The 26,061-nt window shown below is 28.0% G+C and carries 32 protein-coding genes; 16 read left to right on the top strand and 16 right to left on the bottom strand.

Annotated elements, in window-relative coordinates; genetic code table 11:
• From gatB to BT997_RS00595, 3 genes are read left to right on the top strand one after another with little or no spacing between them, the layout of a single operon-like run.
• The gene (gatB, locus tag BT997_RS00605; RefSeq protein ID WP_072679447.1) at positions 1–1,428 is read left to right on the top strand and encodes an Asp-tRNA(Asn)/Glu-tRNA(Gln) amidotransferase subunit GatB; all 1,428 of its coding nucleotides are present in this window, start codon (positions 1–3) and stop codon (positions 1,426–1,428) included.
• 14 nt (positions 1,429–1,442) lie between these two features.
• Positions 1,443–2,339 carry an NAD(P)H-dependent glycerol-3-phosphate dehydrogenase gene (locus tag BT997_RS00600; protein ID WP_072679446.1) on the top strand — a complete coding sequence of 299 codons (897 nt, stop codon included), beginning with the start codon at positions 1,443–1,445 and terminating at the stop codon, positions 2,337–2,339.
• Positions 2,340–2,342: 3 nt separating this feature from the next.
• Entirely contained in the window at positions 2,343–3,035 is a 693-nt protein-coding gene (locus tag BT997_RS00595) for an ABC transporter permease (protein ID WP_072679445.1), read from the top strand.
• Between the two features lie 203 nt (positions 3,036–3,238).
• Here BT997_RS00595 and BT997_RS00585 read toward each other — a convergent pair whose 3' ends face one another.
• On the bottom strand, positions 3,239–3,574 hold the full coding sequence (locus BT997_RS00585; protein WP_072679443.1) for a helix-turn-helix domain-containing protein: 336 nt from the start codon (positions 3,572–3,574) through the stop codon (positions 3,239–3,241).
• Positions 3,575–3,804: 230 nt separating this feature from the next.
• Here BT997_RS00585 and BT997_RS00580 point away from each other — a divergent pair, with 230 nt between their 5' ends.
• Both BT997_RS00580 and BT997_RS00575 read left to right on the top strand, forming a co-directional pair.
• A complete protein-coding gene (locus BT997_RS00580; RefSeq protein ID WP_072679442.1) occupies positions 3,805–4,782 on the top strand; it encodes a YhdH/YhfP family quinone oxidoreductase in 978 nt (325 codons plus the stop codon).
• Positions 4,783–4,846: 64 nt separating this feature from the next.
• Positions 4,847–7,030, top strand: a complete 2,184-nt coding sequence (locus tag BT997_RS00575) for a response regulator (protein WP_072679441.1) — start codon at positions 4,847–4,849, stop codon at positions 7,028–7,030.
• Between the two features lie 20 nt (positions 7,031–7,050).
• On the opposite strand, the gene BT997_RS00570 is transcribed toward BT997_RS00575, so the two are convergent.
• On the bottom strand, positions 7,051–7,407 hold the full coding sequence (locus tag BT997_RS00570; protein ID WP_072679440.1) for a helix-turn-helix domain-containing protein: 357 nt from the start codon (positions 7,405–7,407) through the stop codon (positions 7,051–7,053).
• 145 nt (positions 7,408–7,552) lie between these two features.
• On the opposite strand from BT997_RS00570, the gene trxA reads away from it, so the two are divergent.
• Both trxA and BT997_RS00560 read left to right on the top strand, forming a co-directional pair.
• Positions 7,553–7,870 carry a thioredoxin gene (gene trxA / locus BT997_RS00565; protein WP_072679439.1) on the top strand — a complete coding sequence of 106 codons (318 nt, stop codon included), beginning with the start codon at positions 7,553–7,555 and terminating at the stop codon, positions 7,868–7,870.
• Positions 7,871–7,997: 127 nt separating this feature from the next.
• A complete protein-coding gene (locus BT997_RS00560; protein ID WP_072679438.1) occupies positions 7,998–9,230 on the top strand; it encodes a glutamate-5-semialdehyde dehydrogenase in 1,233 nt (410 codons plus the stop codon).
• 40 nt (positions 9,231–9,270) lie between these two features.
• On the opposite strand, the gene BT997_RS00555 is transcribed toward BT997_RS00560, so the two are convergent.
• Positions 9,271–9,900 carry a LysE family translocator gene (locus BT997_RS00555; protein ID WP_072679437.1) on the bottom strand — a complete coding sequence of 210 codons (630 nt, stop codon included), beginning with the start codon at positions 9,898–9,900 and terminating at the stop codon, positions 9,271–9,273.
• A 126-nt stretch (positions 9,901–10,026) separates the two neighbouring features.
• Between BT997_RS00555 and ccoG the strand changes: the two genes are divergently transcribed.
• A complete protein-coding gene (gene ccoG, locus BT997_RS00550) occupies positions 10,027–11,370 on the top strand; it encodes a cytochrome c oxidase accessory protein CcoG (RefSeq protein WP_072679436.1) in 1,344 nt (447 codons plus the stop codon).
• Here the strand turns inward: ccoG and BT997_RS00545 are convergent.
• Both BT997_RS00545 and BT997_RS00540 read right to left on the bottom strand, forming a co-directional pair.
• Positions 11,363–12,682, bottom strand: a complete 1,320-nt coding sequence (locus BT997_RS00545) for a HAMP domain-containing sensor histidine kinase (RefSeq protein ID WP_258239399.1) — start codon at positions 12,680–12,682, stop codon at positions 11,363–11,365. The genes ccoG and BT997_RS00545 overlap by 8 nt on opposite strands.
• On the bottom strand, positions 12,672–13,352 hold the full coding sequence (locus BT997_RS00540) for a response regulator (RefSeq protein WP_072679435.1): 681 nt from the start codon (positions 13,350–13,352) through the stop codon (positions 12,672–12,674). Before BT997_RS00540 ends, BT997_RS00545 begins: the two co-directional genes overlap by 11 nt.
• 56 nt (positions 13,353–13,408) lie before the next feature.
• Between BT997_RS00540 and BT997_RS00535 the strand changes: the two genes are divergently transcribed.
• Genes BT997_RS00535 through BT997_RS00520 form a run of 4 tightly spaced genes read left to right on the top strand, consistent with a single transcriptional unit; the run spans position 13,409 to position 16,553 of the window.
• Positions 13,409–13,978, top strand: coding sequence for a methylated-DNA--[protein]-cysteine S-methyltransferase (locus BT997_RS00535; protein WP_072679434.1), 570 nt, complete (start codon positions 13,409–13,411; stop codon positions 13,976–13,978).
• A 25-nt stretch (positions 13,979–14,003) separates the two neighbouring features.
• The gene (locus BT997_RS00530; RefSeq protein WP_072679433.1) at positions 14,004–15,410 is read left to right on the top strand and encodes a phosphomannomutase/phosphoglucomutase; all 1,407 of its coding nucleotides are present in this window, start codon (positions 14,004–14,006) and stop codon (positions 15,408–15,410) included.
• Positions 15,385–16,110, top strand: coding sequence for a carbon-nitrogen hydrolase family protein (locus BT997_RS00525; protein ID WP_072679432.1), 726 nt, complete (start codon positions 15,385–15,387; stop codon positions 16,108–16,110). The genes BT997_RS00530 and BT997_RS00525 overlap by 26 nt, the downstream gene beginning before the upstream one ends.
• The gene (locus BT997_RS00520; protein ID WP_072679431.1) at positions 16,101–16,553 is read left to right on the top strand and encodes a low molecular weight protein-tyrosine-phosphatase; all 453 of its coding nucleotides are present in this window, start codon (positions 16,101–16,103) and stop codon (positions 16,551–16,553) included. The genes BT997_RS00525 and BT997_RS00520 overlap by 10 nt, the downstream gene beginning before the upstream one ends.
• A gap of 4 nt (positions 16,554–16,557) precedes the next feature.
• Here the strand turns inward: BT997_RS00520 and BT997_RS00515 are convergent, their stop codons facing one another.
• Entirely contained in the window at positions 16,558–16,959 is a 402-nt protein-coding gene (locus tag BT997_RS00515; RefSeq protein ID WP_072679430.1) for a hypothetical protein, read from the bottom strand.
• Positions 16,960–16,962: 3 nt separating this feature from the next.
• Positions 16,963–17,868, bottom strand: coding sequence for an OmpA family protein (locus BT997_RS00510; RefSeq protein WP_072679429.1), 906 nt, complete (start codon positions 17,866–17,868; stop codon positions 16,963–16,965).
• Positions 17,869–18,073: 205 nt separating this feature from the next.
• Between BT997_RS00510 and BT997_RS00505 the strand changes: the two genes are divergently transcribed.
• Both BT997_RS00505 and BT997_RS00500 read left to right on the top strand, forming a co-directional pair.
• On the top strand, positions 18,074–18,430 hold the full coding sequence (locus tag BT997_RS00505; protein ID WP_072679428.1) for a hypothetical protein: 357 nt from the start codon (positions 18,074–18,076) through the stop codon (positions 18,428–18,430).
• 32 nt (positions 18,431–18,462) lie between these two features.
• Positions 18,463–18,945, top strand: coding sequence for a hypothetical protein (locus tag BT997_RS00500; protein WP_072679427.1), 483 nt, complete (start codon positions 18,463–18,465; stop codon positions 18,943–18,945).
• A 27-nt stretch (positions 18,946–18,972) separates the two neighbouring features.
• On the opposite strand, the gene BT997_RS00495 is transcribed toward BT997_RS00500, so the two are convergent.
• The 4 genes from BT997_RS00495 to BT997_RS00480 all read right to left on the bottom strand — a co-directional run bounded on the left by BT997_RS00495 (position 18,973) and on the right by BT997_RS00480 (position 20,982).
• Positions 18,973–19,236 carry a hypothetical protein gene (locus tag BT997_RS00495; protein WP_072679426.1) on the bottom strand — a complete coding sequence of 88 codons (264 nt, stop codon included), beginning with the start codon at positions 19,234–19,236 and terminating at the stop codon, positions 18,973–18,975.
• Between the two features lie 29 nt (positions 19,237–19,265).
• The gene (locus BT997_RS00490; protein ID WP_072679425.1) at positions 19,266–19,562 is read right to left on the bottom strand and encodes a putative quinol monooxygenase; all 297 of its coding nucleotides are present in this window, start codon (positions 19,560–19,562) and stop codon (positions 19,266–19,268) included.
• 28 nt (positions 19,563–19,590) lie between these two features.
• A complete protein-coding gene (locus BT997_RS00485) occupies positions 19,591–20,031 on the bottom strand; it encodes a thioesterase family protein (RefSeq protein ID WP_072679424.1) in 441 nt (146 codons plus the stop codon).
• A gap of 66 nt (positions 20,032–20,097) precedes the next feature.
• The gene (locus BT997_RS00480) at positions 20,098–20,982 is read right to left on the bottom strand and encodes a GyrI-like domain-containing protein (protein ID WP_072679423.1); all 885 of its coding nucleotides are present in this window, start codon (positions 20,980–20,982) and stop codon (positions 20,098–20,100) included.
• A gap of 150 nt (positions 20,983–21,132) precedes the next feature.
• Here BT997_RS00480 and BT997_RS00475 point away from each other — a divergent pair, with 150 nt between their 5' ends.
• Both BT997_RS00475 and BT997_RS00470 read left to right on the top strand, forming a co-directional pair.
• Complete coding sequence (locus BT997_RS00475; protein ID WP_072679422.1) at positions 21,133–22,014, top strand: EamA family transporter; 882 nt, start codon at positions 21,133–21,135, stop codon at positions 22,012–22,014.
• Entirely contained in the window at positions 22,015–22,632 is a 618-nt protein-coding gene (locus BT997_RS00470) for a LysE family translocator (protein ID WP_072679421.1), read from the top strand.
• Between the two features lie 315 nt (positions 22,633–22,947).
• Here the strand turns inward: BT997_RS00470 and BT997_RS15390 are convergent, their stop codons facing one another.
• From BT997_RS15390 to BT997_RS00450, 5 genes are all read right to left on the bottom strand, one after another.
• Complete coding sequence (locus BT997_RS15390; protein ID WP_143145136.1) at positions 22,948–23,211, bottom strand: hypothetical protein; 264 nt, start codon at positions 23,209–23,211, stop codon at positions 22,948–22,950.
• A gap of 100 nt (positions 23,212–23,311) precedes the next feature.
• Positions 23,312–23,698, bottom strand: coding sequence for a hypothetical protein (locus BT997_RS00465; RefSeq protein ID WP_072679420.1), 387 nt, complete (start codon positions 23,696–23,698; stop codon positions 23,312–23,314).
• 3 nt (positions 23,699–23,701) lie between these two features.
• On the bottom strand, positions 23,702–23,950 hold the full coding sequence (locus BT997_RS00460) for a hypothetical protein (RefSeq protein ID WP_072679419.1): 249 nt from the start codon (positions 23,948–23,950) through the stop codon (positions 23,702–23,704).
• Positions 23,951–24,255: 305 nt separating this feature from the next.
• A complete protein-coding gene (locus tag BT997_RS00455; RefSeq protein WP_072679418.1) occupies positions 24,256–24,819 on the bottom strand; it encodes a hypothetical protein in 564 nt (187 codons plus the stop codon).
• 160 nt (positions 24,820–24,979) lie between these two features.
• Complete coding sequence (locus tag BT997_RS00450; RefSeq protein WP_072679417.1) at positions 24,980–25,999, bottom strand: ribonucleotide-diphosphate reductase subunit beta; 1,020 nt, start codon at positions 25,997–25,999, stop codon at positions 24,980–24,982.
• Between the last annotated feature and the right edge of the window lie 62 nt (positions 26,000–26,061).

Here is a 26,061-nt window from a genome sequence, read left to right as displayed (position 1 = left end):
ATGTTTGAAGTTATTATAGGTCTTGAAGTTCACGCACAATTAAATACTAATTCTAAACTATTTTGTTCTTGTGCAACAAGTTTTGGTGAAGAACCAAATACAAATGTATGTCCAACTTGTTTAGGACTTCCAGGAGCATTGCCAGTTTTAAACAAAGAAGCAGTACACAAAGCGATTATGTTAGGGACGGCTTTAAAATCTCAAATTAACCAAAAATCTATTTTTAACAGAAAAAATTACTTTTACCCAGATTTACCAAATGGATATCAAATCTCTCAATTTGAAGTACCTGTTGTGGGACTAGGAGAACTAACAATTGACTTTCCTGATGGTTCTCATAAAACTATAGGTGTAACAAGAGCACATTTAGAAAATGATGCAGGGAAAAATATCCATGCAGGTTCTGTTTCTCATGTGGATTTAAATAGAGCTGGAACACCCTTACTTGAAATTGTATCAGAACCAGATATGAGAAGTGCAGAAGAAGCAATTTTATATCTTAAAAAACTTCATTCAATTGTAAGATACTTAGGTATCTCTGATGCAAATATGCAAGAAGGTTCATTTAGATGTGATGTAAACGTATCTATTAGACCAAAAGGTGAGGAAAAGTTATACACAAGATGTGAAATCAAAAATATGAACTCATTTAAATTCATTGAAAAAGCAATTAAGTATGAAGTTAATAGACATATTGAAGCTTGGGAAGATGGAATACATGATACTGAAATTGTTCAAGAAACAAGATTATTTGATCCTGAAAAAGGTGAAACAAGATCTATGAGAGGTAAAGAAGATGCAGCTGATTATAGATATTTCCCAGACCCAGATCTTTTACCAGTTATCATAACTGATGAAATGATGGAAAAGTACACTCAAATACCTGAACTTCCCGATGAAAAAAAAGATAGATTTGTAAATGACTTTGGAATTAAAGAGTATGATGCTTCAGTTATCACAGCATCTTTAGAAACAGCTAATTTCTTCGATGAAATGATGAAAGAGGGTATTTCAGGTAAAAATGCAGCTACGTGGTTAACAGTTGAATTACCATCAAGATTAAAAGAAGGTGTTACTTTAGAAACATCTCCAGTACAAGCTAAAACATTAGCAACTGTAGTTAAAAGAATTGAAGATGGTACAATCTCTGGAAAAGCAGCAAAAGAAGTCCTTGACTTCTTAATGGAAAAACCAGAAGCCAAAGTAGATGCAGTAATTGATGAACTTGGTCTAAAACAAGTATCTGATGATGGTGCTATTTTAGAAATAATTGATGGTATTTTAGCAGCAAATCAAGATAAAGTAGAACAATACAAAGCAGGAAAAGAAAAATTACTTGGATTCTTTGTAGGTCAAACTATGAAAGCATCTAAAGGTGCTGCAAATCCTGCAAAAGTAAATGAGTTATTAAAAGAAAGATTATCTTAATTTAAAGAGGCTTAATGAAAAAAAATTCTATTGCAGTAATTGGTGCAGGGAAATGGGGACAAGCTCTTCATTTTGCACTAAGTCAAAATCAAGAGTGTTTAATCACATCAAGAACAAAAAAAGATATAAAAAATTTTGTTGATTTAGATACTGCAATGAATTGTGAATATTTAGTTATTGCAATTCCTGCTCAACAAATAGGACAATGGCTAAAAGAAAACTTTAAATTTAAAAATCAAAAAATACTAGTAGCATCAAAAGGTATTGAAGCAAATACTGGTGAATTTTTAAATGAAATATATGCAAGATTTGTACCAGAAAAAAATGTAGGCTTTATCTCAGGACCTTCTTTTGCAGCTGAAGTTATAAAAGGACTTCCAGCAGCAATCGTTATAAATTCAACATCTAAAAAATTATACAAAGAGTTTTCACCATTTTTTCCAACATTTCTAAAAACTTATTACTCAAAAGATGTTATAGGAGCAGAAGTTGCAGGGGCATATAAGAATGTACTTGCCATTGCAAGTGGTATTTGTGAAGGTTTAAACTTAGGAAATAATGCAAGAGCTTCTTTAATCTCAAGAGGTCTTGTCGAGATGCAAAGATTTGGATTGCATTTTGGAGCAAAAAAATCTTCATTTGTAGGTCTTAGTGGAGCAGGTGATCTTTTCTTAACTGCTAGTAGTACTCTAAGTAGAAACTATAGAGTAGGTCTTGGTCTTGCAGAAGGAAAAACCTTAGATACTATCTTAGAAGAACTAGGAGAAGTAGCAGAAGGTGTAAAAACAGCAGAAGCGATAGATAAACTATCATCAAAACATGGAATTTATACTCCAATTGCAAATGAAGTTAAACTAGTACTTGAAGGGAAAAACCCTCTTGATAGTTTAAAGGATTTACTAAGAAGTTAAAAGATGCAGACAATATCATTTTTTAACTTATCTCTACTTCTAATTCCTCTTATTTTTATATGGTACTATTATTATAAATGGACCAATGACAAGTTTGAAATTCTAATTTCTACAATTAGAATGATTTTACAATTAATTCTTATTGGATATCTTCTAATTTTTATATTTGAAGAAAAAAACAATCTAATAGGAATATTTATAATAAGTTTTATGATAGCAGTATCCTCTTGGATAAGTCTACGAAATACAATAGATAAATCACTTAAGCACTATTTACAAATATTTATAGCAATAAGTATTGCCGGACTAATAAATCTTATTCTAATCATAGGTTTTGTTCTTGATTTAGAAACTATTTATGAACCAAGATATGTCATTCCAATTGCAGGTATGATATTTGCTAATACCATGAATGCCTTATCTTTAGCAATTGAACGTTTTGAAAAAGAGATACAAAGAGATATAGAGTATGAAAAAGCTCGATCAATTGCCTTTAAAGCATGTATGATTCCACAAATAAATGCACTTCTTGCTGTTGGGCTAGTATCCTTACCAGGAATGATGACAGGACAAATACTTTCAGGAGTAGATCCACTAATTGCTGTTAGATATCAAATAATGATAATGGCTATGGTAATATCAAGTGCAGGAATAAGTACAATTATATATTTTTTACTAAAAAAGGATACTAAATGAATAAAATATATGGAAGCTTGATCTTTTTTTTCTATTTTCTTAAATATCCAATTGTTATAGGTTTACCCATTTTTTATTTCTATTTAGAGATGGGGAATAATTGGATATTAAATATTTTATTTTTTATTTCTATTCTTTTAATTTTAAAAGATTGCTTCTTCCCTCATGAAGGTTGTGATTGTAAACCAAAAAATAAAAGATAACTACTTATACTTTTTTTTATGAATCTCACCCCATAAATAAAGCTGTTTTAATATGGGTTTCAAAGTTTTTCCATACTCAGTTAAAGAGTATTCAACTTTTGGAGGAACAACTGGATATACTTCACGATGAACAATTCCATCATCTTCTAACTCTCTTAGTTTTTGGATTAACATCTTTTGTGTTGTTCGTGGAAGTAATTTTTGTAATTCGTTAAATCTTTTAGTTTCACTTCTTAAATACCATAAAATAAGTATCTTCCATTTACCAGCAAGTACATCAAGTGCTGTTTCTACTGGACATTTATCTATATTTATATCATCTATTTTCTTAACCATTTGTATATCCTAATTTAACTATAGTATCTTTTTAGATAGTACCTTACTTTTTTGTTAGTTCTTGCTCTTTTGTTATATTTTAGCTAAAGTTTCAATATAAGTAAAGAAAACAAGAGCAACTCGTTGTTCTCTTTAGGTTTTGTTACTTTTAAATGGATTTCATATCCATTGATAAAAAGTAATAATTAAATTTAGGTCCCTTTTATTAGGGACTAGTTAAAAGGAGTAAAATGAAAGCATATATTGTTGAAAAAGTCGAAGATAAAAAATTTGAGTCAGGTATTCAAGAAATAGATATTCCAGAAATCTCTGAAAATGAAGTCTTGATAGAAGCATCATATTCCTCTTTAAACTTTAAAGATGCACTTAGTTCAGTTGGTAATCCAGGAGTTACAAGAGTATTTCCCCATGTAACAGGTATTGATGTTGCAGGAACTATTGCTAAAACAAATTCTAATCAATTTAAAGTTGGAGATAAAGTACTAGTAACTGGTTATGATATGGGTATGAATACAAATGGTGGACATAGCGAATTTGTAAAAGTTCCAGCATCTTGGGTTGTAAAAATGCCAGAAAATATTTCAGACAAAGAAATTATGACATATGGAACAGCAGGTCTTACAGCTGCACTATCAGTAAATGAGTTATTAAACAACGGAGTTACTAGTGGTGAAGTTTTAGTAACAGGCGCAACAGGTGGTGTTGGTTCTATTACCGTATCAATTTTAAGTAAACTTGGATTTGAGGTTACTGCTATTTCTGGAAAAGAAGATAAAATTCCATTTTTAAAAGAACTTGGAGCAAAAGAAGTTATCCTTAGACGTGATTTTGATGTAGAAAATAAAAGACCTATGGGAAGTGAAAAGTTTGACGGTGTAGTAGATACAGTAGGTGGTAATATATTAGCGGAAGCACTAAAACTAGTAAAATATGATGGTGTTGCAACTTGTTGTGGACTAACATCTTCTCATGAATTACCAACAAATGTATTTCCTTTTATTTTAAGAGGTGTAAGACTAATAGGTATTGATTCAGTTGAAGCAAAAATAGAGAAAAAAGAAGCTGCATGGAAAAAAATTGCAAGTGATTTTAAAATAGACACATTAGAAGAGCTTACGAATGAAATTTCATTAGAAGAAATAAAAGAAGCATACCAAGCATTACTAGCAGGCCAAGCAGTAGGAAGGTACTTAGTAAAAATCAAATAGACTTAAATAAATATAATCTCTTTTTGTATATTATGTTATACTTATAAAAGAGGTTATATTTCCTATGGAACAAAATAATATAATATTTAATCCTATAAACTATAATATACTTATTCTTGAAGATTCAACTTCAATTAATAAAATACTTACTGAAGAATTTAAAGAGTTAAATTACAATTGTTTTAGTGCCTTTACTCTTAAAGAAGCTTATAAAATATTATACAACAACGATATCCACTATATAATGCTTGATTTGAATCTTCCTGATGGAGATGGTTCAGAAATTATTCAAAAATTTCAAGATTCAAATACTAAAATATTTGTATTAACTGCAGAAAACAGCAGAGCATTTATAGATGATTCTTATAAAAAAGGAATTATTGATTTTATTCATAAAGATAAAGATTTCTTTCATAAAATAGAAGAAATAACTAAAACTATAGAACGTTTAGAAAAAAATAAACTATCAACAATTTTAGTTGTAGATGATTCAAAAGTTATTCAAATACAATTAAAAGAATTACTTGAAAATAGACACTATAAAGTTCAAGTTTGTGCAGATACAACTGATGCAAAAAAATATATAGAAAAAGAGACTATAAATCTTATTATTTTAGATGTCCAATTAAAAAACTCAAATGGTTTAACATTTTTACAAGAAAATAAAGTTGCAATTATAAATAAAAAAAAGATTCCAGTAATTGTAATATCAGGTCAAATTGATTCATCCATAATTAGAGATGGATTAAAAGCTGGTGCAGTAGATGTTATTCAAAAGCCATATGTTACAGAAGAGATAATATTAAAAGTAGATTTATGGATAGATTATAAAAGAAAAGAAGAAGAAATAGAGAAATCATCTAAACTATTAAATCAATACAAAGAGACTGTAGATAGAAGCTCTATAGTATATAAAACAAACCCAAAAGGGGAAATAATATACGTAAATAGTGAGTTTTGTAAAGTTTCTGAATATTCAGAAAAAGAACTCTTAGGAGAAAAATTAAGTATACTTCGCCATAAAGATATGAAAGAAGAGTTTTTCAAAAAACTTTGGAATACTATAAAAGAGAAAAAAAAGCCTTGGAAAGGGAAAATCAAAAATAGAAAAAAAAGTGGAAAAACCTTTTGGATAAGTACTATAATAAATCCTATTTTAGACTCTCAAAATAATGTAATTGAATATATTGCAATAAGTAAAGACATAACTCAAAATGAAATGGTTCAGGACTTCTTTAAAAATCAACTTAGCACCTCTAACCAAAATCTAGAACACGCAATATCAAAAGCAAATGAATATAAAAAAGCAATGTATTCTAGTAATATTATTTCAAGGACAGATTTAGATGGAAAAATTACATTTGTAAATGACCAGTTCTGTATAATCTCAGGCTATACAAGAGAAGAACTCATAGGAGAAGGCCATAATATAGTAAGACATGAAGATATGAAAGTTGAAATATTTCAAGATTTATGGAGAACTATTAAAAAAGATAAAATTTGGAAAGGTATTCTTAAAAATAAAGGGAAAAAAGGAAATACTTACTGGGTAGATACAACTATCGTCCCAATTAAAGATAAAAATAATAATATCATTGAGTATATGTCAATTAGAAATGATTTAACAGAACTTTTTGAGCTTCATGATGAAATTGAGAATACTCAAAAAGAGATTATATATAGAATGGGTGAAATAGGAGAAACAAGAAGTAATGAAACAGGGAACCATGTAAAAAGAGTAGCTTTATACTCAAAATTATTAGCTGAATTGCATGGTCTTGACGATGAGAATACAGACTTGTTATTTACTGCATCACCAATGCATGATATCGGTAAAGTAGGAATCCCTGATGCTATTTTAAAAAAACCTGCAAAACTTACAAAAAATGAATTTGAATTTATGAAAACCCATGCAGAAATAGGATACAACATTTTAAAAGGTTCCCAAAGAAAAGTTTTAAAAGCTGCTGCAATTGTATCTTACGAACATCATGAAAAATGGAATGGAGAAGGATACCCTAGAGGATTGAAAGGTGAAGAAATTCATATCTTTGGAAGAATTACTGCTATTGCAGATGTATTTGATGCATTAGGAAGTCAAAGATGTTATAAAAAAGCTTGGCCAAATAAAAAAATCCTTGAATACTTTGAAGAAGAAAAAGGAGTAAGTTTCGATCCAAACCTAGTAAATCTTTTCTTTGAAAATAAAGAAAAATTTATTGAGATAAGAGATCAATATGCTGATTAAATTTCACTATTTATTTTTCTTTATTCAATTACACAATTAGCATCTTTTACTATATTAATACCATTTTCAACAGCATATTCTTTCCCCCAATCATGTAGCTCTTCTAAAATAGGAATCAATTTTTCACCACTATTAGTAAGTTTATACTCAACTTTAGGAGGAATTACAGGATATACTATTCTTTCAACTATTCCAACATCTTCAAGTTCACGTAGTTGTTGAGTTAACATTTTTTGACTAATATGAGGGATTAACCTTTTTAATTCACCATTTCTTTTGACATCTTTTTTAAGTGCCCAAAGAACCATTCCTTTCCATTTACCACCAATCATATCTGTTGCTAATTGAAAAAAGCAGTTATATTGTTTTTTATCCATCCTAATCTTTCTTATTTTTTAGAAGTTTAACAAAAACTACTTTATAGTTACCTAAAAGTAACTATAGAACTTTAAAGTACATACTTGACATTATTTCACTATTAAGATAAACTTTCATCAATTTAAAAAAATACAAGGAAAAATTATGTCACAATATATAGAATTAACAGCAGAAAATTTTGAAGCAACAGTAAATAATGGAGTATCTTTAGTAGACTTTTGGGCACCTTGGTGTGGACCGTGTAGAATGATTGCTCCCGTTATCGATGAGTTAGCATCTGAGTTTGATGGAAAAGCAAACATTTGTAAAGTAAATACAGACGAACAACAAGATTTAGCAGTAAAATATGGTGTTAGATCAGTTCCAACAATTTTATTTATGAAAGATGGAGAAATCGTTGACCAAGTTATTGGTGCACAATCTAAACAAGCATTAGCTGATAAAATTAACGCACAATTATAATAACAAATAAAAGGTAGTAGAAACTTCTACTACCTAATCAACTACCCCTCCAAACAAACCTTTCTAGTTAAAAAAAGAATTTTTTAGATAAAATTACCCAAAATGTAAATACATATTAGGAAATTGCATGAAACAATTTTTAGAAGAATCAAAGAAAATTAGTAGAGAAATTGCCACACTAAGTGGTGAAGTAAAAAACAAAGTACTAAATGAAATGGCAGATGCACTAATGGAGCATTGTGATTTTATTGTAGGAAACAATGAAAAAGATATGAGTGCAGGAAGACTAGGAAATCTAGATGAAGCACTTCTTGATAGACTATTACTTACAGGTGACAGAGTTCAAGGTATGGCTGATGCAATAAGAGAAATTGCAACACTTAAAGAACCTGTAGGACGAACTCTTGATGGTTGGGTTACTGAAAATGGATTAAAGATTCAAAAAGTATCTATACCAATTGGAGTAATTGGTATAATTTATGAGAGTAGACCAAATGTTACCTCTGATACTGCAGCACTTTGTTTTAAAAGTGGAAATGTATGTGTATTAAAAGGTGGAAAAGAAGCAGAGCACTCAAATATTGCAATTGCAAATGTTTTAAGAAGTGTACTAGCTAAAAATAAATTACCAGAACAAGCTATCTCCTTATTACCTGATTCAACAAGAGAAGGTGTTGCAAATTTAATTAAACAAGATAAATATGTTGACCTAATCGTTCCAAGAGGAGGAGAAGCTTTAATTCAATACGTAAGTAAAAATGCAACTGTTCCAGTTGTTAAACATGATAAAGGACTTTGTCACGTGTTTATTGATAAAGATGCAAATCATGAAAAAGCAATACAAATTGCAATAAATGCAAAAGTATCTAGACCAGGTGTTTGTAATGCAATGGAAACACTATTAATACATAAAGATGTTGCAGCATATATTTTACCACCTTTACATGAAGCATATGAAAGATATGGCACAGAAGTAAAAGGTTGTGATGAGACTAGAAAGTATATTGATATTCAATGTGCGACGCAAGAAGATTATGATACTGAATATTTAGCAAATATTTTAAATGTTAAAGTAGTAGATAGTGTTGATGATGCGATTTATCATATTGGTAAATATGGTTCAGGACACTCAGAAGCAATTATAAGTGAAAACTACTCTATTGTAAATAAGTTTTTAGATGAAGTAGATGCTGCTTGTGTATATGCAAATGCAAGTACAAGATTTACTGATGGTGGAGCATTTGGACTTGGAGCTGAAGTGGGTATTTCTACAAATAAACTTCACTCAAGAGGACCAATGGGAATTAACGACCTTACTACATTTAAATACAAAGTATTTGGAAATGGTCAAATAAGATAGGGATTTCTCTCTATCTTATTTCTAAATATTTAAAATTTTACTACCTTGAAGAAAGAGCTAGTTTTAATCCTAAACTAACTAAAACAAAAGAAGTTAAAATATTCATATATTTTACAATACTTGGTTTTTCTAAAAGTTTTGAACTTAACATATTTCCTGCTACTCCTATAGAAGAAAAAACAACAATCGTCATAAGCATAAATACAAAACCTAAAGTAATCATTTGTAAAGGTATATTACCATTAGCTGGAGTTACAAATTGAGGTAAAAATGCTAAGAAAAATATTGAAACTTTTGGATTTAAAATATTCATAATAAATCCTTTTATATAAAGTTTTTTTAGTTCACTACTTGAATTTTGAACAGATAAATCAAGAGGTTCATTTCTATACTTAAAAGCTTGATATGCAATATATAATAAATACCCAGCTCCTACATATTTTACAATATTAAATGCAACTTCTGAAGTTTGAAAAATAACAGATATACCAAAAGCTGCTGCACTTGTATGAATTATCAATCCAGTTGTTAATCCCAAAGTTGTAATAATCGCTGCTTTTTTACTTTTTGTCATGCCTTGTGTTAAAACATAAATATTATCAGGACCAGGAGCAAGGCATAATAAAAAAGAAGCCGCAATAAACATATATAAACTTGATAATTCAATCATCTAATATCCTTTATAAAAAGAAGTATTATAACCAAATTAGAAAAAAGTTTTCCATACCACCAAATGAACACTTATAAAATATAAACTACAAAAATAGAAGATAAAAATTATTCAAAAGGAAAAATTATGAACTATACAAAAAAAAGATATATCACATATATTTTAATAACTATATTTACAATAGGTATTCCATTTATCAAAATTAATGGCAATCATATTCTTTTATTATCATTTGATAAACTTGAATTTCATCTATTAGGTATTGTTTTTAATATGAATGAATTGTACGTAATGCCATTTTTACTTATGTTTTTATTTATTGGTATCTTTGCTATGACTGCAATACTTGGAAGAGTTTGGTGTGGATGGGCCTGTCCTCAAACTATCTTTAGAGTAATCTATAGAGATTTAATAGAAACTACTATTCTAGATTTAAGAAGAATAAAAAACAAACAAAAAGATATAGACTATAATAAAACATCAAATCAAATTAGAAAATATATATCTTTAATTCTTTGGGCTATTCTTTGTGTAATTATTTCAATTAATTTCATGTTATATTTTGTTGCATATGAAGATTTTATAGTCTATATTCAAAATCCACAAGAACACTTCTTTTTATACATGTTTATTATCTCTATTGCTGTTTTTTTATTTTACGATATTGTTTTTATGAAAGAAAATTTTTGTACTTACGTATGTCCATATTCAAGAATCCAGTCAGTTTTATATGATGATGATACAAAACAAATCGTTTATGATACAAACCGTGGAGGTACTATTTACGAAAATGGTGCAAAATCTATTTTTGATGTAAAACAATGGGCAGGAAATCAAGAGTGTACAACTTGTGAAGCTTGTGTAAGAGTATGTCCTACTCATATTGATATTAGAAAAGGTTTACAGGTTGAATGTATAAACTGTTTAGAGTGTTCTGATGCTTGTGATACTGTTATGGGAAAACTTGGGAAACCATCACTTATTTCATGGGGAAGTACAAATTCAGTTATAAAAAAAGATACAAAATCTATCTTTTCTACAAGAAATATTGTATATATGGCTTCTTTAGTTTTATGTATAGCCCTTGCAGGATTTTTTGGTTCTAAAAAAGAACACTTTTTACTAAATGTTAATAAAACAACAAATTTATATAGAATTCAAGAAGATGGTCAAGTAAGAAACAACTATATTCTAACTATTCACAATACAAGTAAAAAAACATATACTTTTAATATCAAGTTAGAAGATAATGAAAACTTTAGAATAAAAAGATTTAATGAAAAGAAAATAGAAGCCTCAAAAAGAATAAAAACAGTATTACTTATAGAAACTAAAAAGAAACTATTTTTATCTGATACAAAAGATAGCGCTTTAAAACTAAAGATTATTGCTTATGCAAAAGAAGATAATGATGTAAAACTCTCAAGAGAAATATCATTTATCTATCCAAGAAATGATTTAATCAAATAGATTTTTCAAAACAGAGAGTAAAAACTGCTCCCTGTTTTTGATTTTCAACTGCTATTTTACCTTCAAAACTCTCTTCTACAATTAATTTAACTAAATATAAACCTATACCTGTACCTTCCTCTTTTGTAGAAAAATATGGTTCGAATATTTTTTGTAAATTTTTCTTTTTTATTCCACCAGCATTATCCCTTATAGAAATAATTACCTCTGCATTATTTGAATTAACATCAATTTTAATATACGGTTCTTCTATATTCTTTAAAGCATCATTTGCATTAGAAAGAATGGCAAGAATAACTTGTGAAAGTTCATTCTTTATTCCAAAAATTTTGACATTTTCATTTATATGAAAAGTAAGTTCTATATCTATATTTCTTTTTTTTAAATCTGCACTTAATATAGTAATCGAATTTTCAATTGCTTCTTTTATCTCAAAATCTTCTTTCTCTTTTGTAGGTGCATAAAATTCTTTGAAATCTTCAATTGTTTTAGATAAGAAATCTAACTGTTCATTTGCCTGATTTACTTTTTTTTCAAAATATACCTCATCAAGTTTTTTATTATGAAATTTCTTTCTCATATTTATTAAAATATATGAGATATTATTTAGTGGTTGTCTAAATTGATGAGTAATATTAGCTATCATTTCACCACTTTTAGCTAGTCTTGATTGATGAAGAAGCATATTTTCATAACTTTTAGATTGTACTTGGATTGTACTATATTTATATGCTACAGATAGAGTAAAAAGCATTGCTTCAATTGCAAAAGCAACTAAAACTATATCCATATATCCTTTTTGCGCATAATAGTCTTTAAAATCGAACACAAAGAGTAGAAAACAAAAAATAGACCAACCCACTACATAAATAATTGTTGGCTTAAAACCTTGTTTAAAATTAAATACCACAGAAACAAATAAAATTGCATAAATTATTGTATATGGTAAATATTCAAAAAGCATATAATGATAAAAAGCTGTTAAGATTACTACATTTAAAAGAAAAGTATTAAAAAGCAACTCTTTTATATTTACCATCTTAGGTAAAAACTTTCCTTCATAAAAACCAATAGCAAAAACAACTGCACATAAAGTAGCAAAAACTAAAGATAATTCTTGTAAAACATTTGAGACAGGATATAACTTACTATAAGAGAATATATATACTAAAGAGAATATTTGCATAAACCCATAACTTATATAAAGAATCTCTTTAGAGTAAATATATCTTATAAAAGTATATACAATAGTCATCAAAACTATTCCAAAAGTTATTCCATATAAAAGAATCATAATTAAATCATAACTCAATTTTGTATCCTGTTCCAGAGAGATTAGATATTAAATCTTTTGAAAGTTTAGATTTTAAATTTTTTATAACAGTTTTTAAAGCATCTTTACTCATGGCACTATCAAACCAAACTATATTTTCTATTTCATTGTAAGTTACATACCTATTTTTGTTTTTAAGTAATAACTCTAATAAAAGAAGTTCTTTAGTCCTTAGCTTAATTATCTCATCATCAATTAAAAGTGTCTTATTATAAATATCAAAAAGCATATTTTTATCAAGCTTTATAATATTTGAACTATCATTTTCTATACTATTAACACAAGAAAACAAGGCTTCTTCTAACTCTTTTTCTTTTATAGGCTTTACTAAATATTTTACAAGTTGCAATTCTATAGCTTTAAATAAATAATCCTTATCTGAAAAAGCTGTAACTATGATAACCTGTACTTTCTTGTCTTTTTCTCTTATTCTTTTTACAAACTCTAAGCCATTTAATTTAGGCATTTGAATATCTGTAATGATAATATCAGGGGAAACTGTTTCATATAATTTCAAAGCAGTTATTGCATTATTAGCTTCATATATTTTTTCAAAATAGTTTTCTAAATATTCAATTGCATTTTCTCTAGTTATATCATCATCTTCTACGTATAGAATTTTTATATTTTTATTTATATCTTTTAACATATAGTATTATATCTTAATTTCTTTATGTTAAAATCTCTACTTATTAAAGGAATTTTATGAGAGAATATAACCCTATAAAGAAAAATATTATTGCTACAACTGTTATTAAAACACCTTTAGGTGATATGTTCTGTGCTGCTACAAATAAAGGTATTTGTATACTTAGTTTCTTTAAACAAAAAAATCTAGAAGACCAAATACAAAGAGTACAAAAATTCTTCAAAGCAGAAGCTATTCCAGCTCATAATAAGTATTTTGATTGCTTACAAAAAGAGCTTGATGAATATTTTGAAGGTAAAAGAATTGACTTTACTGTTCCCTTACAATTAGTAGGAACTTCTTTTCAACAAAGTGCTTGGAAAATTTTAATGTCAATTCCTTATGGAGAAACAATATCATATAAAGAAGAAGCAGCCTTACTGAAAAATCCAAAAGCAGTAAGAGCAGTAGGAAGTGCAAATGGTAAAAATATGATAAGCATTATAATCCCATGTCATAGAGTAATTCAAACCGGTGGAAAACTAGGAGGATATGCTGGTGGATTAGATAAAAAAGAAGCTCTTCTTGAACTTGAAAATAATCATTCTTCTGATATAATTCGCAAAAATCATAGTCATGAGCATTAAAAATGCATATTAAACAAGGGTCAAAATGGTAAATAAATCAATCTTTAGAGAGTACGATATTAGAGGTATTGTAGGAGATGAATTAAATCAAGAATCAGTGAAACTTATTGGATATTTTTTAGGACAAAAAGTTTATGAAAAATTTAAAGAAGATTCATATGTAGCTATTGGATACGATGCAAGAACTCATTCACCTGAACTATTCTCTTATTTAGCAAGTGGTTTTAACAAAGCAGGATGTACTGTTTTAAATATGGATATGGTTGCAACTGGTGTTAACTATTTTGCAAACTACCAAACTTTTGAAATAGAGGGAAAAACTATCCAAGCAAATGCCTCTGTTATGATTACAGGAAGTCATAATCCAAGTCAATACAATGGCTTTAAAATAACTCTTGATAAAAAACCTTTCTTTGGTGATGAAATATATGCTCTTGGAGATGAAATTATTGCAAGTAATATAGATATTGAAAACAATGATAAAAACTATAAAATAGATGTGAAATCTATATACATAGATTATATAGTAAATGAATTTTCACACTTAAAAGGTATGAAAGAAAAATTCATCATAGATTGTGGAAATGGAGTAGCAGATACAGTCCTTACAACTATTTTAGATAAATTAGAATTAAACTATGATGGACTTTATTGCAAACCAGATGGAAGCTTTCCAAACCATCATCCAGACCCAAGTGAAGAAAAAAATCTTAAAGATGTAATTGAAGCCCTTAAAAGTGACTATGAATACGGTTTTGCTTATGATGGAGATGCTGATAGAATTGCATTTTTAACTAAAAAGCATAATGTAAAAGGTGATATTATGGCACTTCTTTTTGCAAAGACTATGGAAAACCCAACAATAGTTGGAGAGGTTAAATGTACTCAGATTATGTATGATTTAATCAATGAGTCTGGTACTGCAATTATGTATAAAACAGGACACTCAAATCTAAAAGTAAAACTAAAAGAAGTAAATGCTGACCTTGCAGCAGAAGTATCAGGACATATATTCTTCAATGACAGATATTTTGGTTTTGATGATGCTATTTATGCAACATTTAGATTACTTGAATTAATTTATAACAAAATGGATATTGATAAAGAAATTGATGCTTTACCTAAAACATTTTCAACTGAAGAGATAAAAGTTCATACGACAGAAGAAGAAAAATTTTTACTAATTGATAAATTAAAAAAGCTTCTAGAAGATCCACCAGCAGATTTCCCAACAATTATAGATATTATTGATGTTGATGGAGTTAGAGTAATATTTAATCAAGGATGGGGATTAGTAAGAGCTTCAAATACGACGCCAGTTCTTGTAACAAGATTTGAGTCAACTATTGAAGAAAATGCAAAACTGTATGAAGAAAAATTAAATAATCTAATTGCGATGGCACAAGATGAACTTAATAGCACTACAAACTAAAACAACAAAAGATTTTAAACAAAATCTAAAAGACTTAAAAGAATTAATCACTTCATGTGAAGATAACTCTTTTATCTTAGCTCCAGAACTTTGCCTTACTGGGTTTTGTTATGAACGAATGGATGAAGCTTCGGAATTTGCATCAAAAGCAATAAAAAAGATAAAAAAACTATCAAAAAATAAAACTATTGCTATAACATTTATTGAAAGACAAGACCTTGGTTTTTTTAATACCTTATACATCTTTCATAATAAAGAGATAATTCATATTCAATCAAAACATAGACTTTTCCCACTTGGAAATGAACCTGAACATTTTGAGAGTGGAAAACTTGATAATATGAAAATCTTAAATATCAACGGAATAAAAGTTGCTGTATTAATCTGTTTTGAGATTAGATTTCCTCAATATTGGTTAAAAGTATTAGGAGCAGATTTAATACTAAACCCTTCTATGTGGGGAGCAAAAAGAAAAAATCATTATGAAACTATGACAAAAGCCCTTGCTGTTGCAAACCAATGTTATGTATTAGCAGCAAATAGTGCCGATGATAATATGGCAAAAAGTAGTGGAATTATAACTCCATGGGGAGAAGAAATACGAGATGATTCAAAAGAGATAATTTCACATAAAATGAATTTGGAAGAGATTAAAAAAATTAGAAAATACATAGATATAGGATTAAAAAAATGCAAGTAAAATCAATTATATTTGTATGTTTAGGGAATATTTGTAGATCTCCTTTAGCAGAAGGAATTGCAAAGAAATACGCAAAAGAATACAATCTTGATATTAAAATTGAAAGTGCAGGAACTGGGAATTGGCATATAGGGGAAGCACCCTGTCCTGATTCGATTAAAATTGGTCAACAAAATGGCGTAGATATTTCCTCTCAAAGAGCACAACTTGTACAAGTTGATGACTTTAAAAACTTTGATTTAGTTATTGGACTTGATGATAATAATGTTAGAGATTTAAAAAAGCTAGGTTGTAAAAACCCTTTAAAATTAGGTGATTTTGGTTGTGATGGGGATGATGTACCAGACCCATACTTTTTTGATGGCTTTGAAGGTTTTGATAAGGTTTATGAAATGATTGATACTTGCGTAAAAAACCTTATAGAAAATAAGGTTTTAAACTAATTTTTTAAATTTTAGATAGACCTTGAGCTTGCTCTATCCAATTTGCTTCTTTAACTTGATTATCTTCTAAGGTGAAATATTCTTCAACCCAATGGCAATTTTTTGCGTTCCATTTTGCAATTTGGTCAAAATGATAAATTCCAAGTTCATTTAGTTTTGATTCTAATTCTTTATCAATACCTTCTATTTCTTGTAAATTATCTTTTCCAGTAGGTCTTGGAGTACTTCTTATAAGAGGTTTATTATAGATATTTGCTTGAACTGCTCCGTAGGAAGCTGTACTATTACTGTTAAAAATAGAAGTTCTATCACCTCCAAATGCACGACCTATTAAAAAGCCTATTAAAAAACCAATAAATGCTGCAATTACTAAACAAATTACTATTTGAGATGCTATTTCTACCACTTTTTATTCCTCAATTATGTTAAATTCTACTCTTCTATTTATCTTAGAATATCCATTTTTACTATTTTTAACTAATGGAATATCTTCACCATAACCTCTTGCTTTGATTCTATTAGCTTCTACACCATAGTAAACAAGTCTTTTCTTAACACTTATTGCCCGTTGTTCTGAAATTGTTTTATTAAAGGCTGCTGCACCAATTGCATCAGTATGACCTGCAACTTCTATTTTCATAGTTGGAAACTCTTTTAAAGCCTCTACTACAGATTTAATCGTTTTATTACTAGACCTTGTAATCTTATTACTTCCTCTTTTAAAAATAATAGGATTTTCTTTTACAAATTCATTCATTTTGATTTGAAGAAGTTGAGCTTCTTCAGATAAGTTTTCTATATTTTTTTCATCACCTGTTCTAGTATATCTTTTATCAGTAGTTATCAATGGTTTTACAGGTTCTTCTATTTTTTCCTCTTCAACAACATTTTCTATAGTTTCTTGTTCAGTATTTTCTATTTTTTCTTGAGCATCTACTACTTCTGTATTTGACTCATTTTTATTTGAACTATCTGTTATATTTTCTTCAGATATTTTATTCTCAGTTGTTGTATCTTCTTGAACCGTTTGAGTTTCTATAGTTTTATCAAGATTTGCAGATTTTTCTGCTTTTTCTATAACAGGAATTTCTTCTTGAATAACTTTTTCTTGAGTAATTTCTTCCTCTACAGGAGAAATAAATGATTTTACCTTTTCTTTTATTGCATCAATAATTAAAAAAGAGTCAGATTCTACTGATGTATCAACAGTAGTATTTTCTTCTGTTTTTAAATCATCTACATGCGTATATACGCACGTAACAATTAAGATAATCAATGTTAAAAATAAAAAAAGTACTTTCTTTTCTGTGCTCATAGGTAATCTTTATTTATATTTCTGATTATTTTAGCTTATTATTCATCAATTTTGTTTGAAATTAAATTTCATTTTTGTTATTTCCTAAAAAAATTGAGCCATTTGTAAGACATTTTATTTTGTAGGAAAATATTATATTTAAAATCTAAGTTTAAATTTTTCTCTTTTTATTATAATCTATTGATATATTTATTAAGGAGTTTAAATGTTACGTTTACTTATCATTCTAAGCATATTTTTAACTGGTTTTCTTTATGCAAATAAAGCCGATGTATTAAAAGTAAAATCTATATGTTCTAAGTATAATTCATGTACTTTTTTTGTAACTATTAAACATGAAGATACAGGATGGAAACATTTCGCAAATAGATATGAAATATTAACACCCGATAGAAAAATCATTGCAACTAGAATACTTCATCATCCCCACGTAGATGAACAACCTTTTACAAGAAGTATTTCAAATGTAAAAATTCCCAAAAATATAAACTCAGTAATAATAAGAGCTCATGACCTAGTTCATGGATATGGTGGTAAAGAAGCTGTTGTAGAAATACAATAAAATACAAATTTATCTTAAAAGAAGGAGAAATTATGAAAGTTTTATTTTTAATTATCTTGTTTATAAGTTCACTTTTTGCACTTCCTGAAGAGTTTGATAAAGAACGTTATCAAATTGGTGAAAAAATCTTTGAAAATAAATGTAGCGAATGTCATGTCAAGTCTATGCCAATAGGACTTCTTATGCAAAACTTTATAGAAGAAGATAATAAATTACTAAATCTAAAAGCCCCAACTGGAAATGAAATATCATTTAGACTAAAACAACAAATAGGTGATAGAGAAGATGTAGAGTTTCATTTGATAGAAACAGCAGATTTTGTAAAAGATTATATTAATAATCCAGATAAAGCCAAAACTATCTGTCTTCCTGGTGTAATTAGACACTTTGATACAATGCCTAGTATGAAGGGTAAAATTTCAGATGAAGAGGTTGAAGATGTTACTTTCTTTTTATACTTTTTAGAAGGTTTTAATGGAGTAAATAAATACTATAATAAAGAAGATGAGTTTTAAAATAACTCTTCTTCTTTATTACTTGATTTAAATTCTCTCTATTTTATATTCCATAAAATCACGAATAGAAAAGTTTTTATATTTTTTGATTTTATTATAAATTTCTATTTTTTCTTCTTCTAAAATGGCATTGTTAAAAGATTCTTCATACTCTACTATTTTATTAATTGAGTTTTTAATTTGCTCTATATCTTCTACTTGCATAACATGGTTATATTTCCCTGCATTTGCATATAAAAGTATTCGTTTTAAACTATCAAAAATATTTTGACTTGCTTGCTCAATATTCACAGATAAACCTTTTTTATAAATATCTACATTTATTCCACATATTTTTCTAGAAAATCTATTTTTATCTCTTCAACTTTACCATCTGTAAACTCCATAAAGTTTTTAAAATGACCTTTTTGCATGTGTTCATCTAAAGACTCTTGATTTTCCCAAGTTTCTATAAAACAAAACATCGATTCTTCTTCTTTTACTTTATGTAAATCATACTGAATACATCCACTATCTAGTTCATGTGTTAATTTATGCAAAGCTTTCATAAATGTGTAAACTTCTTGAGTAAACTCTTCTTTAACTTTTACTTTAACTACTAAAATTATATTACTCATACTTTCTATTCCCTTTTTTAAATCTTATTTAATTTTTTTCTAAAACTTCTAATTCATTCAATGTAGCTGGCCAAGGAGTTGTAAACATATGTTTTTCAAGCTCATATCTAATAGCATCAGGGATAGCCATAGATTTTTTTGTTTCTAGATTATAATGAATCATTATTCCTTTTCCTGTAGTACATAACTTTCCATCTTGATAAACAGAGTGAATTAAATCAACAGAAGAGTTTCCTATTTTTGAGATACCTGTTTTAACTATAACTTCTCTTCCAAAAAATACCTCTTTTAAAAAATCAAAAGAACTGTGTGCAATAACAAGATTCCATTTTTTGATATCTAAATCAGGAACAAAAATACGGAAAAATTGATCACGCGCAGCTTCAAACCAAACACCATAAGTATTGTTATTTATATGCCCTAAAGCATCAGTTTCTAAAAAACGTGGCTGTATTACTTCTGTAAACATTTATCTCTCCATATTAAAGTAAAATAGTTTAGCAAAATGCTTTTAGTTTTTGTTTAAATCAAAACTCTAAACATATTGAATTGGTAAATAATAAGTTGCCTCAAACTTCTCATCTTCTTCTAAAAATTGGTTTTTTCTAAATACTGCATAAGAGGGATTTGTAGTTGTTTCAAATCCACTTTTTGGTAACCAATCATGATATGCCCATTGGATAAATCTAAGAGCATCACCAATCTTCCCATTTATCTCAAAAGTTGCATATAAGGCCTCTGGAGTATAAAAATGAGGAAGATTAGTATTTGATAAATCTTTATCATCTTTTGGAATAACTCCTGCAACATAAAAACAATCTGCATGGGAAGTAATAGCTGGATTATCATGATAAATTGCAACTTCTTCATACTCTTTTATATCATTCGTATAGACCCATGCTTGAAGTTTCTGCCATACTCTTTTGACTTCATTTGTAATATAACCTTTATTTCTAATATAATACATAGCCTTAGCTTTTGTTTTAACTATTTTAGGCTCTATTTTTTCAAAATCCGACTTCTCATAATATGATATTTTTGAATTATCTAAAATATTTTTTGAGTACTCTTTGTATCCACCTTTACGCCACTGCTTTGGAGTTTGATGAAACCTCTCTTTAAAAGCTCGGATAAAAGAAGTCTGAGAACTATATCCACACATATTTGCAATTTCTGTTATAGTTGAATACTTATTAGTCAAAAGAAGATTTGACGCTTTTTGTAATCTTATAGATTTTATTGTTTCATAAATATTTACGCCCATTATCTCTTTAAATATTTTATGAAAATGAAACTTACTAAGATTAAACTCTAAAGCTAAATCATCAATATTTATATCCGTATCTATATGCTCATAAATATAGTACATAGTATTATTTGCTATTTGAACATTTTTATTATATGTACTTCTTTTTTGCATTTTATTCCTTATTGTTAGTAATTTTAACATAAAAAGTTATATTTTATAACAATTATAGATAACTTTTATCACATTATATGTGAAGAATAAAAAAAATTTAATTGCTAAAATTATTTTTCTATTAATAAAAATCTAAAAAGGAGTAGTATAATGAAGAAAAATGATTTAATTTTAGCAGTTTTGGTTACCTTCATTTGGGGCATAAATTTTTCTGTAATTAAGCTAGGACTAGCTTCCCTTGACCCTTTTATACTCTCTGGACTTAGGTTTTTATTTTGTGCTATTCCCTTAGTCTTTTTTATAAAAAGACCACAAGTTCATTTAAAATATATTATCAGTTATGGTCTACTCTTTGGTGTTGGACTTTGGGGAATAGTCTCTTTAGGTATATACTTTGGAATATCAGCTGGAATGGCTTCACTTGTTTTACAAATGAGTATATTTTTTACAGTAATCCTTGCAAGTATAATGTTAAATGAAACAATAGATATTTCTAAAAAACTTGCATTTGCGATTGCATTATTAGGATTAACATTAATTATTACTGTAACAGATGGTTCTGTTACTATAATAGGTCTAATCTTAGTTCTTATTGCAGCTGTATCTATGAGCTTTACAAATATTATAATAAAAAAAGCAGGCACAAAAAATGTATTTTCATTTATGGTATGGGCAAGTTTATTTTCTCCTATTCCATTATTTATATTAGGATATATAACACAAGGAAATATTGTATTTACAGACTTTTTTGAAAACCTTGATAATATAGCCATATTTTCAATAGTGTTCCAAGTCTATCCTACTACACTTTTTGGATATTGGATATGGAATAGTCTATTACATAAATATCCTGCTTCAAGTGTTGCACCAACCGCTCTACTTGTACCTATATTTGGATTATTAGGTTCATATTTAATTTTTGGGGAAGAGATAGGTTTTATAAAAATTCTTGCCTCTTTTATAATCATTTCTGCATTGATTGTTAATCTTTATGGAAATAGAATATTTATAAAAAACTATGAAGGAGTATAAATGGAAGAGTTTTACACTGTAGCAATGTTACTTTCAATAGCAACATTTACCTTATCAACTGTATCAACTCCAGGACCAAACAATATCATGCTTTTGTCTTCTGGGCTAACTTTTGGATATAAAAGAACGATTCCTCATATGCTTGGTATCATGTTAGGTTTCCCTTTTATGGTTCTTCTTGTTGGATTAGGACTTGGAATTGTTTTTGAAAAGTTTCCTGTGATATTTACAATTTTAAAAGTAGTTGGAATTTTATATCTATTTTGGATGGCATTTAAAATTGCTACAAATAAAAGTACCTTGGAAGTAAAAGAAGGTGAAGAGAGTAAACCTTTTACTTTTATTCAAAGTGCAGCATTTCAATGGGTAAATCCAAAAGCTTGGATAATGGCCATAACAGCCATATCTATCTTTGTCACATCAAAGGATGAAAGTTTTACACAAGTTGTTATAATAGCTCTTATTTATCTTTTATCGTCTATCTTTTCAACTAATGCATGGACAGCTGGTGGAGTTGTCTTAAAACGTTTTGTAAAAGACGAAAAGATTGTTAGAGTATTAAATATTATAATGGCAATACTTTTAGTTGCTTCTGTATTACCTATTATTTTAGAATAGTTTTTTACTAAACACTTAATTTACATATTGATGATATCCTTTTTTGAGGATATCACAATGAAAAAAGAATATCAATTTTTTTACTATTTAACTAGTACCAAAAAAAATCCACTTACTATAGTAGCTGAAAATATTACAGTAAAAATAGTGTAGTTTCTTAGTGTTTTAGATTCTTCTGTTCTTGTAGTATTGCTCATCTTCTTCTCCCGAAAAGTTGAAATAATTCTTATTATAGATATATTACATCTATTTTTTGTTTTTTCGTAGGAGTTTTATGTCAGTTTATATGTTTATCACAAATTTATCAAAATAGTTTTATATAGTTTCTATTTTATAATCTATAAAATCTTTGATACTAAAAGTTTTGAAAGGTTCTAATCTTTTATAGATAAGTTCTTTTTCTTCTATAGTTGTAGTTTGTTCATATTCTTTTTCTATATCAAGAATTTTTTCTAGTGTGGTTTTGATAGCTTGAACTTCTTCTAAAGTCATATAGTCGTTGTATTTTCCATGTCCTACGTAGAAGAGGACTTTTCTTAGGCTATCGAAGATTTGTTCGCATTCTTTTTCTGTGTTCATTTTTTGCTCCAATGTGAAGAGTGTAGTTTAGCTAAGATATTATGATTTAATTATTATATATACTTTTAATAGAGCTTTTTTTAAAGAAATATTCATTTTATCAGTTTTTTTCTATCCAAACTTTTTCATCTTTTGTTATTTTACTACAACCTTTAAGTGTAAAAATAATTCTCAGTAAATAAATAGTAAGAAAAAATAAATATATGAAAATTCCCGTATATACAAATAATGTTTCACTAGAAAACATAGATAAATCATACATAAAATGTGCTATAACTAATACTTTAAATCCAATTAACATACTAATTAATAACATAGGAGGTTTAAATGATAAATAAAAATACCTAGAACCCATTAAGTCAATTAGCTTATCTTTTTTTCTTTCATCTTCTATTATATAACCACTAAAAAGAAAGAAGAAAATATTATTTCCTTTACTATCTTTTTTAAAAATATTTTTAGGTTTGAAATCATCATAATTTAGCATTTACTAATCTCCACCGCCAGAGGTGCCACTTCCTGAATCATAATAGCCAGGGTCAATTCCTCCACCATATGAATTCTTTTTATCTTTTTCTCTATTTAAAAATAGGTATACAAGAATTGCACCCAAGATGGGTAATAGCCATATTATAAAAAGTTGGATTGTTTTTTGTCTTTTTTCATAATATTCATCTTTTAGAAGTTTGTATGTGACTATGAAATTTATGATTAGAAAAATTGTAAAAGAGAAGACCATTTAGTACTCCTTATATGAGTTTAGGTATATTGTATAAGTTTTATTATTATATTTTCTTTATATGTACTTTTCCCTCTTGAAGAACTAGCGTTCTTCGCTTTACTACTTTTTTGTTGAAAAAAGTAGTGCAAAAAGCAACAAGCCGAGTTGTCAAAGCTGAAGTCCCCTACAGTTTTAGAAATATTTTCTGACCTGTGAAACTCGTAATAAAAGGTATATTTAGTACCTTTTATTACTCAGACATTCTCGGTCTTTTTCGAAAATAGTTATAAAACTTTCGGCTTTGACAAGGGCTGGGATTTAAATCAAATAGTAATCGGATTTAACCAATAATACAAATTCTTTTCTTCCCAATTAAAAGTAAATTGAAAATTCTCTATTGCATATTTTTCAGTAAACTTATTCAAATTTCCAATATGTCCCATAGAGGTGTCATAAGTATTATCTCTATTTTCACTTTTATTAACATAAGGCTTTTCATCTGTAATCATAAAAAAAATACATGCAGTGAAATTCTTATGACTTTTTAAATATTTTAATCTTGCTATATCTTTATATATTTTCTCTCGTGTCTCAGTTTGATTAGAATTCCCTTTTATTGATTTAGTAGGAGCTTTAAATTCAATTGCATATTTTTTTTCTTTGTTAGCCAATTCATAAACTAATAAATCTAAATATTTATCTTTAGTTTCTATCTCAGTATAAGCTTGATATTCAAAGTCAATAAATATATCTCTGCAATTATATAATTTAGATAATTCCATAGAGAACCTAAAAACTAGAGTTTTTTCAGATGAAATTTTTGTTTCCAAATTATTTTTTGTATTTTCCCAAGCAATTAGAATATTTTTACTTAAAGTATTTTCCATATTGTGAACTCCAAAAAGAGATTTTATGATGTTTATTTTTGTTAAGGTCAAGGCGGTGATTGGATTTTATGGAGGAGCCTACAGGAAGTAGGTGAGTCCATAAAATACGATTGCCAACGCAGAGATTGGCAAAAAGAAATATTAGAAAATCTTCTTTTTTTTAGAAATCGTCGAAGTCGATGCTTCCTTTTGAATAATTTACTACATTCCCTTCGAAGAAGTTTGTTCTTTGGTCATTGAAACTTGCATAACCATCTACCCATGGTATTGGATGTTTTACGTTATATTCTGGTGCGTATCCAACTGCTTCTAGTCTTCTATCTGCTAGGTATTCGATGTATTGTCTGATAATTGCATCTGTGAAACCTAGGATTTGACCTTGAGTGATATATGCTCCCCATGAAGCTTCTAAATCTACTGCTTTTCTGAACATTCCTCTTACAGTTTGCTCTAACTCAGGAGTAAATAGTTCTGGTCTCTCTTTTCTAGTTGAGTTAATCATATTTTGGAACAGAAGTAAATGTGTTACTTCATCTCTTTGAATAAATCTAATCATTTGTGAAGAACCAAGCATTTTCCCTGATTTTCCTAAGGCATACATAGCTGCAAAACCTGCGTAGAAGTAAAGACCTTCTAAAATTTGGTTTGCAAACATTGCAAGTACCATTTTCTCATCTGTGATATCACCAGCAAGGTCATCATATACAGCTGCAATATAGTTGTTTTTTTCTCTTAGTTGAGTATCATTTTTCCACATATCATAGATTTCATCTGTGTTATCAGAAATAGATTCAACCATAACTGCGTATGATTTTGAGTGATTTGCTTCTTCATATGATTGTCTTGAAAGACAAGCATTGATTTCTGGAACGGTGATATATGGATTGATATTATCCATTAGGTTATTTGTTTGTAAAGAATCCATAAAAATAAGTTGAGATAAAACTAGGTCATACATTCTTTTTTCAGCTGGTGCTAAAAACTTATAATCTTTTGCATCACCTGTCATTTGCACTTCTTTAGGAAACCAAGTGTTTCCTTCCATCGTATCCCAAAGATTCAATGCCCATTGATATTTCATTCTTGTGAAATTAATCATTCCATCTGGGTTTCCACCAAATATTCTTCTATCATTTAGTGATTCAGTTGATTCTGGGTTATATATCGTTTTTCTTGCCATAAGCTTTACCTTAACTTTTTTATTTTCTTCGTATTTTATTCAATTTTTTAATTTTTTACATT

This window comes from Arcobacter sp. LA11 (assembly GCF_001895145.1).
GTDB lineage: Bacteria > Campylobacterota > Campylobacteria > Campylobacterales > Arcobacteraceae > Halarcobacter.
Note: the sequence above shows the minus strand (reverse complement) of the source record. Positions and strands in the feature narration are given on the sequence as shown.

Coding starts and splice junctions, on each gene's coding strand:
- gatB (WP_072679447.1), top strand. CDS start 1: ATGTTTGAAGTTATTATAGGTCTTGAAGTTCACGCACAATTAAATACT.
- BT997_RS00600 (WP_072679446.1), top strand. CDS start 1,443: ATGAAAAAAAATTCTATTGCAGTAATTGGTGCAGGGAAATGGGGACAA.
- BT997_RS00595 (WP_072679445.1), top strand. CDS start 2,343: ATGCAGACAATATCATTTTTTAACTTATCTCTACTTCTAATTCCTCTT.
- BT997_RS00585 (WP_072679443.1), bottom strand. CDS start 3,574: ATGGTTAAGAAAATAGATGATATAAATATAGATAAATGTCCAGTAGAA.
- BT997_RS00580 (WP_072679442.1), top strand. CDS start 3,805: ATGAAAGCATATATTGTTGAAAAAGTCGAAGATAAAAAATTTGAGTCA.
- BT997_RS00575 (WP_072679441.1), top strand. CDS start 4,847: ATGGAACAAAATAATATAATATTTAATCCTATAAACTATAATATACTT.
- BT997_RS00570 (WP_072679440.1), bottom strand. CDS start 7,407: ATGGATAAAAAACAATATAACTGCTTTTTTCAATTAGCAACAGATATG.
- trxA (WP_072679439.1), top strand. CDS start 7,553: ATGTCACAATATATAGAATTAACAGCAGAAAATTTTGAAGCAACAGTA.
- BT997_RS00560 (WP_072679438.1), top strand. CDS start 7,998: ATGAAACAATTTTTAGAAGAATCAAAGAAAATTAGTAGAGAAATTGCC.
- BT997_RS00555 (WP_072679437.1), bottom strand. CDS start 9,900: ATGATTGAATTATCAAGTTTATATATGTTTATTGCGGCTTCTTTTTTA.
- ccoG (WP_072679436.1), top strand. CDS start 10,027: ATGAACTATACAAAAAAAAGATATATCACATATATTTTAATAACTATA.
- BT997_RS00540 (WP_072679435.1), bottom strand. CDS start 13,352: ATGTTAAAAGATATAAATAAAAATATAAAAATTCTATACGTAGAAGAT.
- BT997_RS00535 (WP_072679434.1), top strand. CDS start 13,409: ATGAGAGAATATAACCCTATAAAGAAAAATATTATTGCTACAACTGTT.
- BT997_RS00530 (WP_072679433.1), top strand. CDS start 14,004: ATGGTAAATAAATCAATCTTTAGAGAGTACGATATTAGAGGTATTGTA.
- BT997_RS00525 (WP_072679432.1), top strand. CDS start 15,385: ATGAACTTAATAGCACTACAAACTAAAACAACAAAAGATTTTAAACAA.
- BT997_RS00520 (WP_072679431.1), top strand. CDS start 16,101: ATGCAAGTAAAATCAATTATATTTGTATGTTTAGGGAATATTTGTAGA.
- BT997_RS00510 (WP_072679429.1), bottom strand. CDS start 17,868: ATGAGCACAGAAAAGAAAGTACTTTTTTTATTTTTAACATTGATTATC.
- BT997_RS00505 (WP_072679428.1), top strand. CDS start 18,074: ATGTTACGTTTACTTATCATTCTAAGCATATTTTTAACTGGTTTTCTT.
- BT997_RS00500 (WP_072679427.1), top strand. CDS start 18,463: ATGAAAGTTTTATTTTTAATTATCTTGTTTATAAGTTCACTTTTTGCA.
- BT997_RS00490 (WP_072679425.1), bottom strand. CDS start 19,562: ATGAGTAATATAATTTTAGTAGTTAAAGTAAAAGTTAAAGAAGAGTTT.
- BT997_RS00485 (WP_072679424.1), bottom strand. CDS start 20,031: ATGTTTACAGAAGTAATACAGCCACGTTTTTTAGAAACTGATGCTTTA.
- BT997_RS00480 (WP_072679423.1), bottom strand. CDS start 20,982: ATGCAAAAAAGAAGTACATATAATAAAAATGTTCAAATAGCAAATAAT.
- BT997_RS00475 (WP_072679422.1), top strand. CDS start 21,133: ATGAAGAAAAATGATTTAATTTTAGCAGTTTTGGTTACCTTCATTTGG.
- BT997_RS00470 (WP_072679421.1), top strand. CDS start 22,015: ATGGAAGAGTTTTACACTGTAGCAATGTTACTTTCAATAGCAACATTT.
- BT997_RS15390 (WP_143145136.1), bottom strand. CDS start 23,211: ATGAACACAGAAAAAGAATGCGAACAAATCTTCGATAGCCTAAGAAAA.
- BT997_RS00465 (WP_072679420.1), bottom strand. CDS start 23,698: ATGCTAAATTATGATGATTTCAAACCTAAAAATATTTTTAAAAAAGAT.
- BT997_RS00460 (WP_072679419.1), bottom strand. CDS start 23,950: ATGGTCTTCTCTTTTACAATTTTTCTAATCATAAATTTCATAGTCACA.
- BT997_RS00455 (WP_072679418.1), bottom strand. CDS start 24,819: ATGGAAAATACTTTAAGTAAAAATATTCTAATTGCTTGGGAAAATACA.
- BT997_RS00450 (WP_072679417.1), bottom strand. CDS start 25,999: ATGGCAAGAAAAACGATATATAACCCAGAATCAACTGAATCACTAAAT.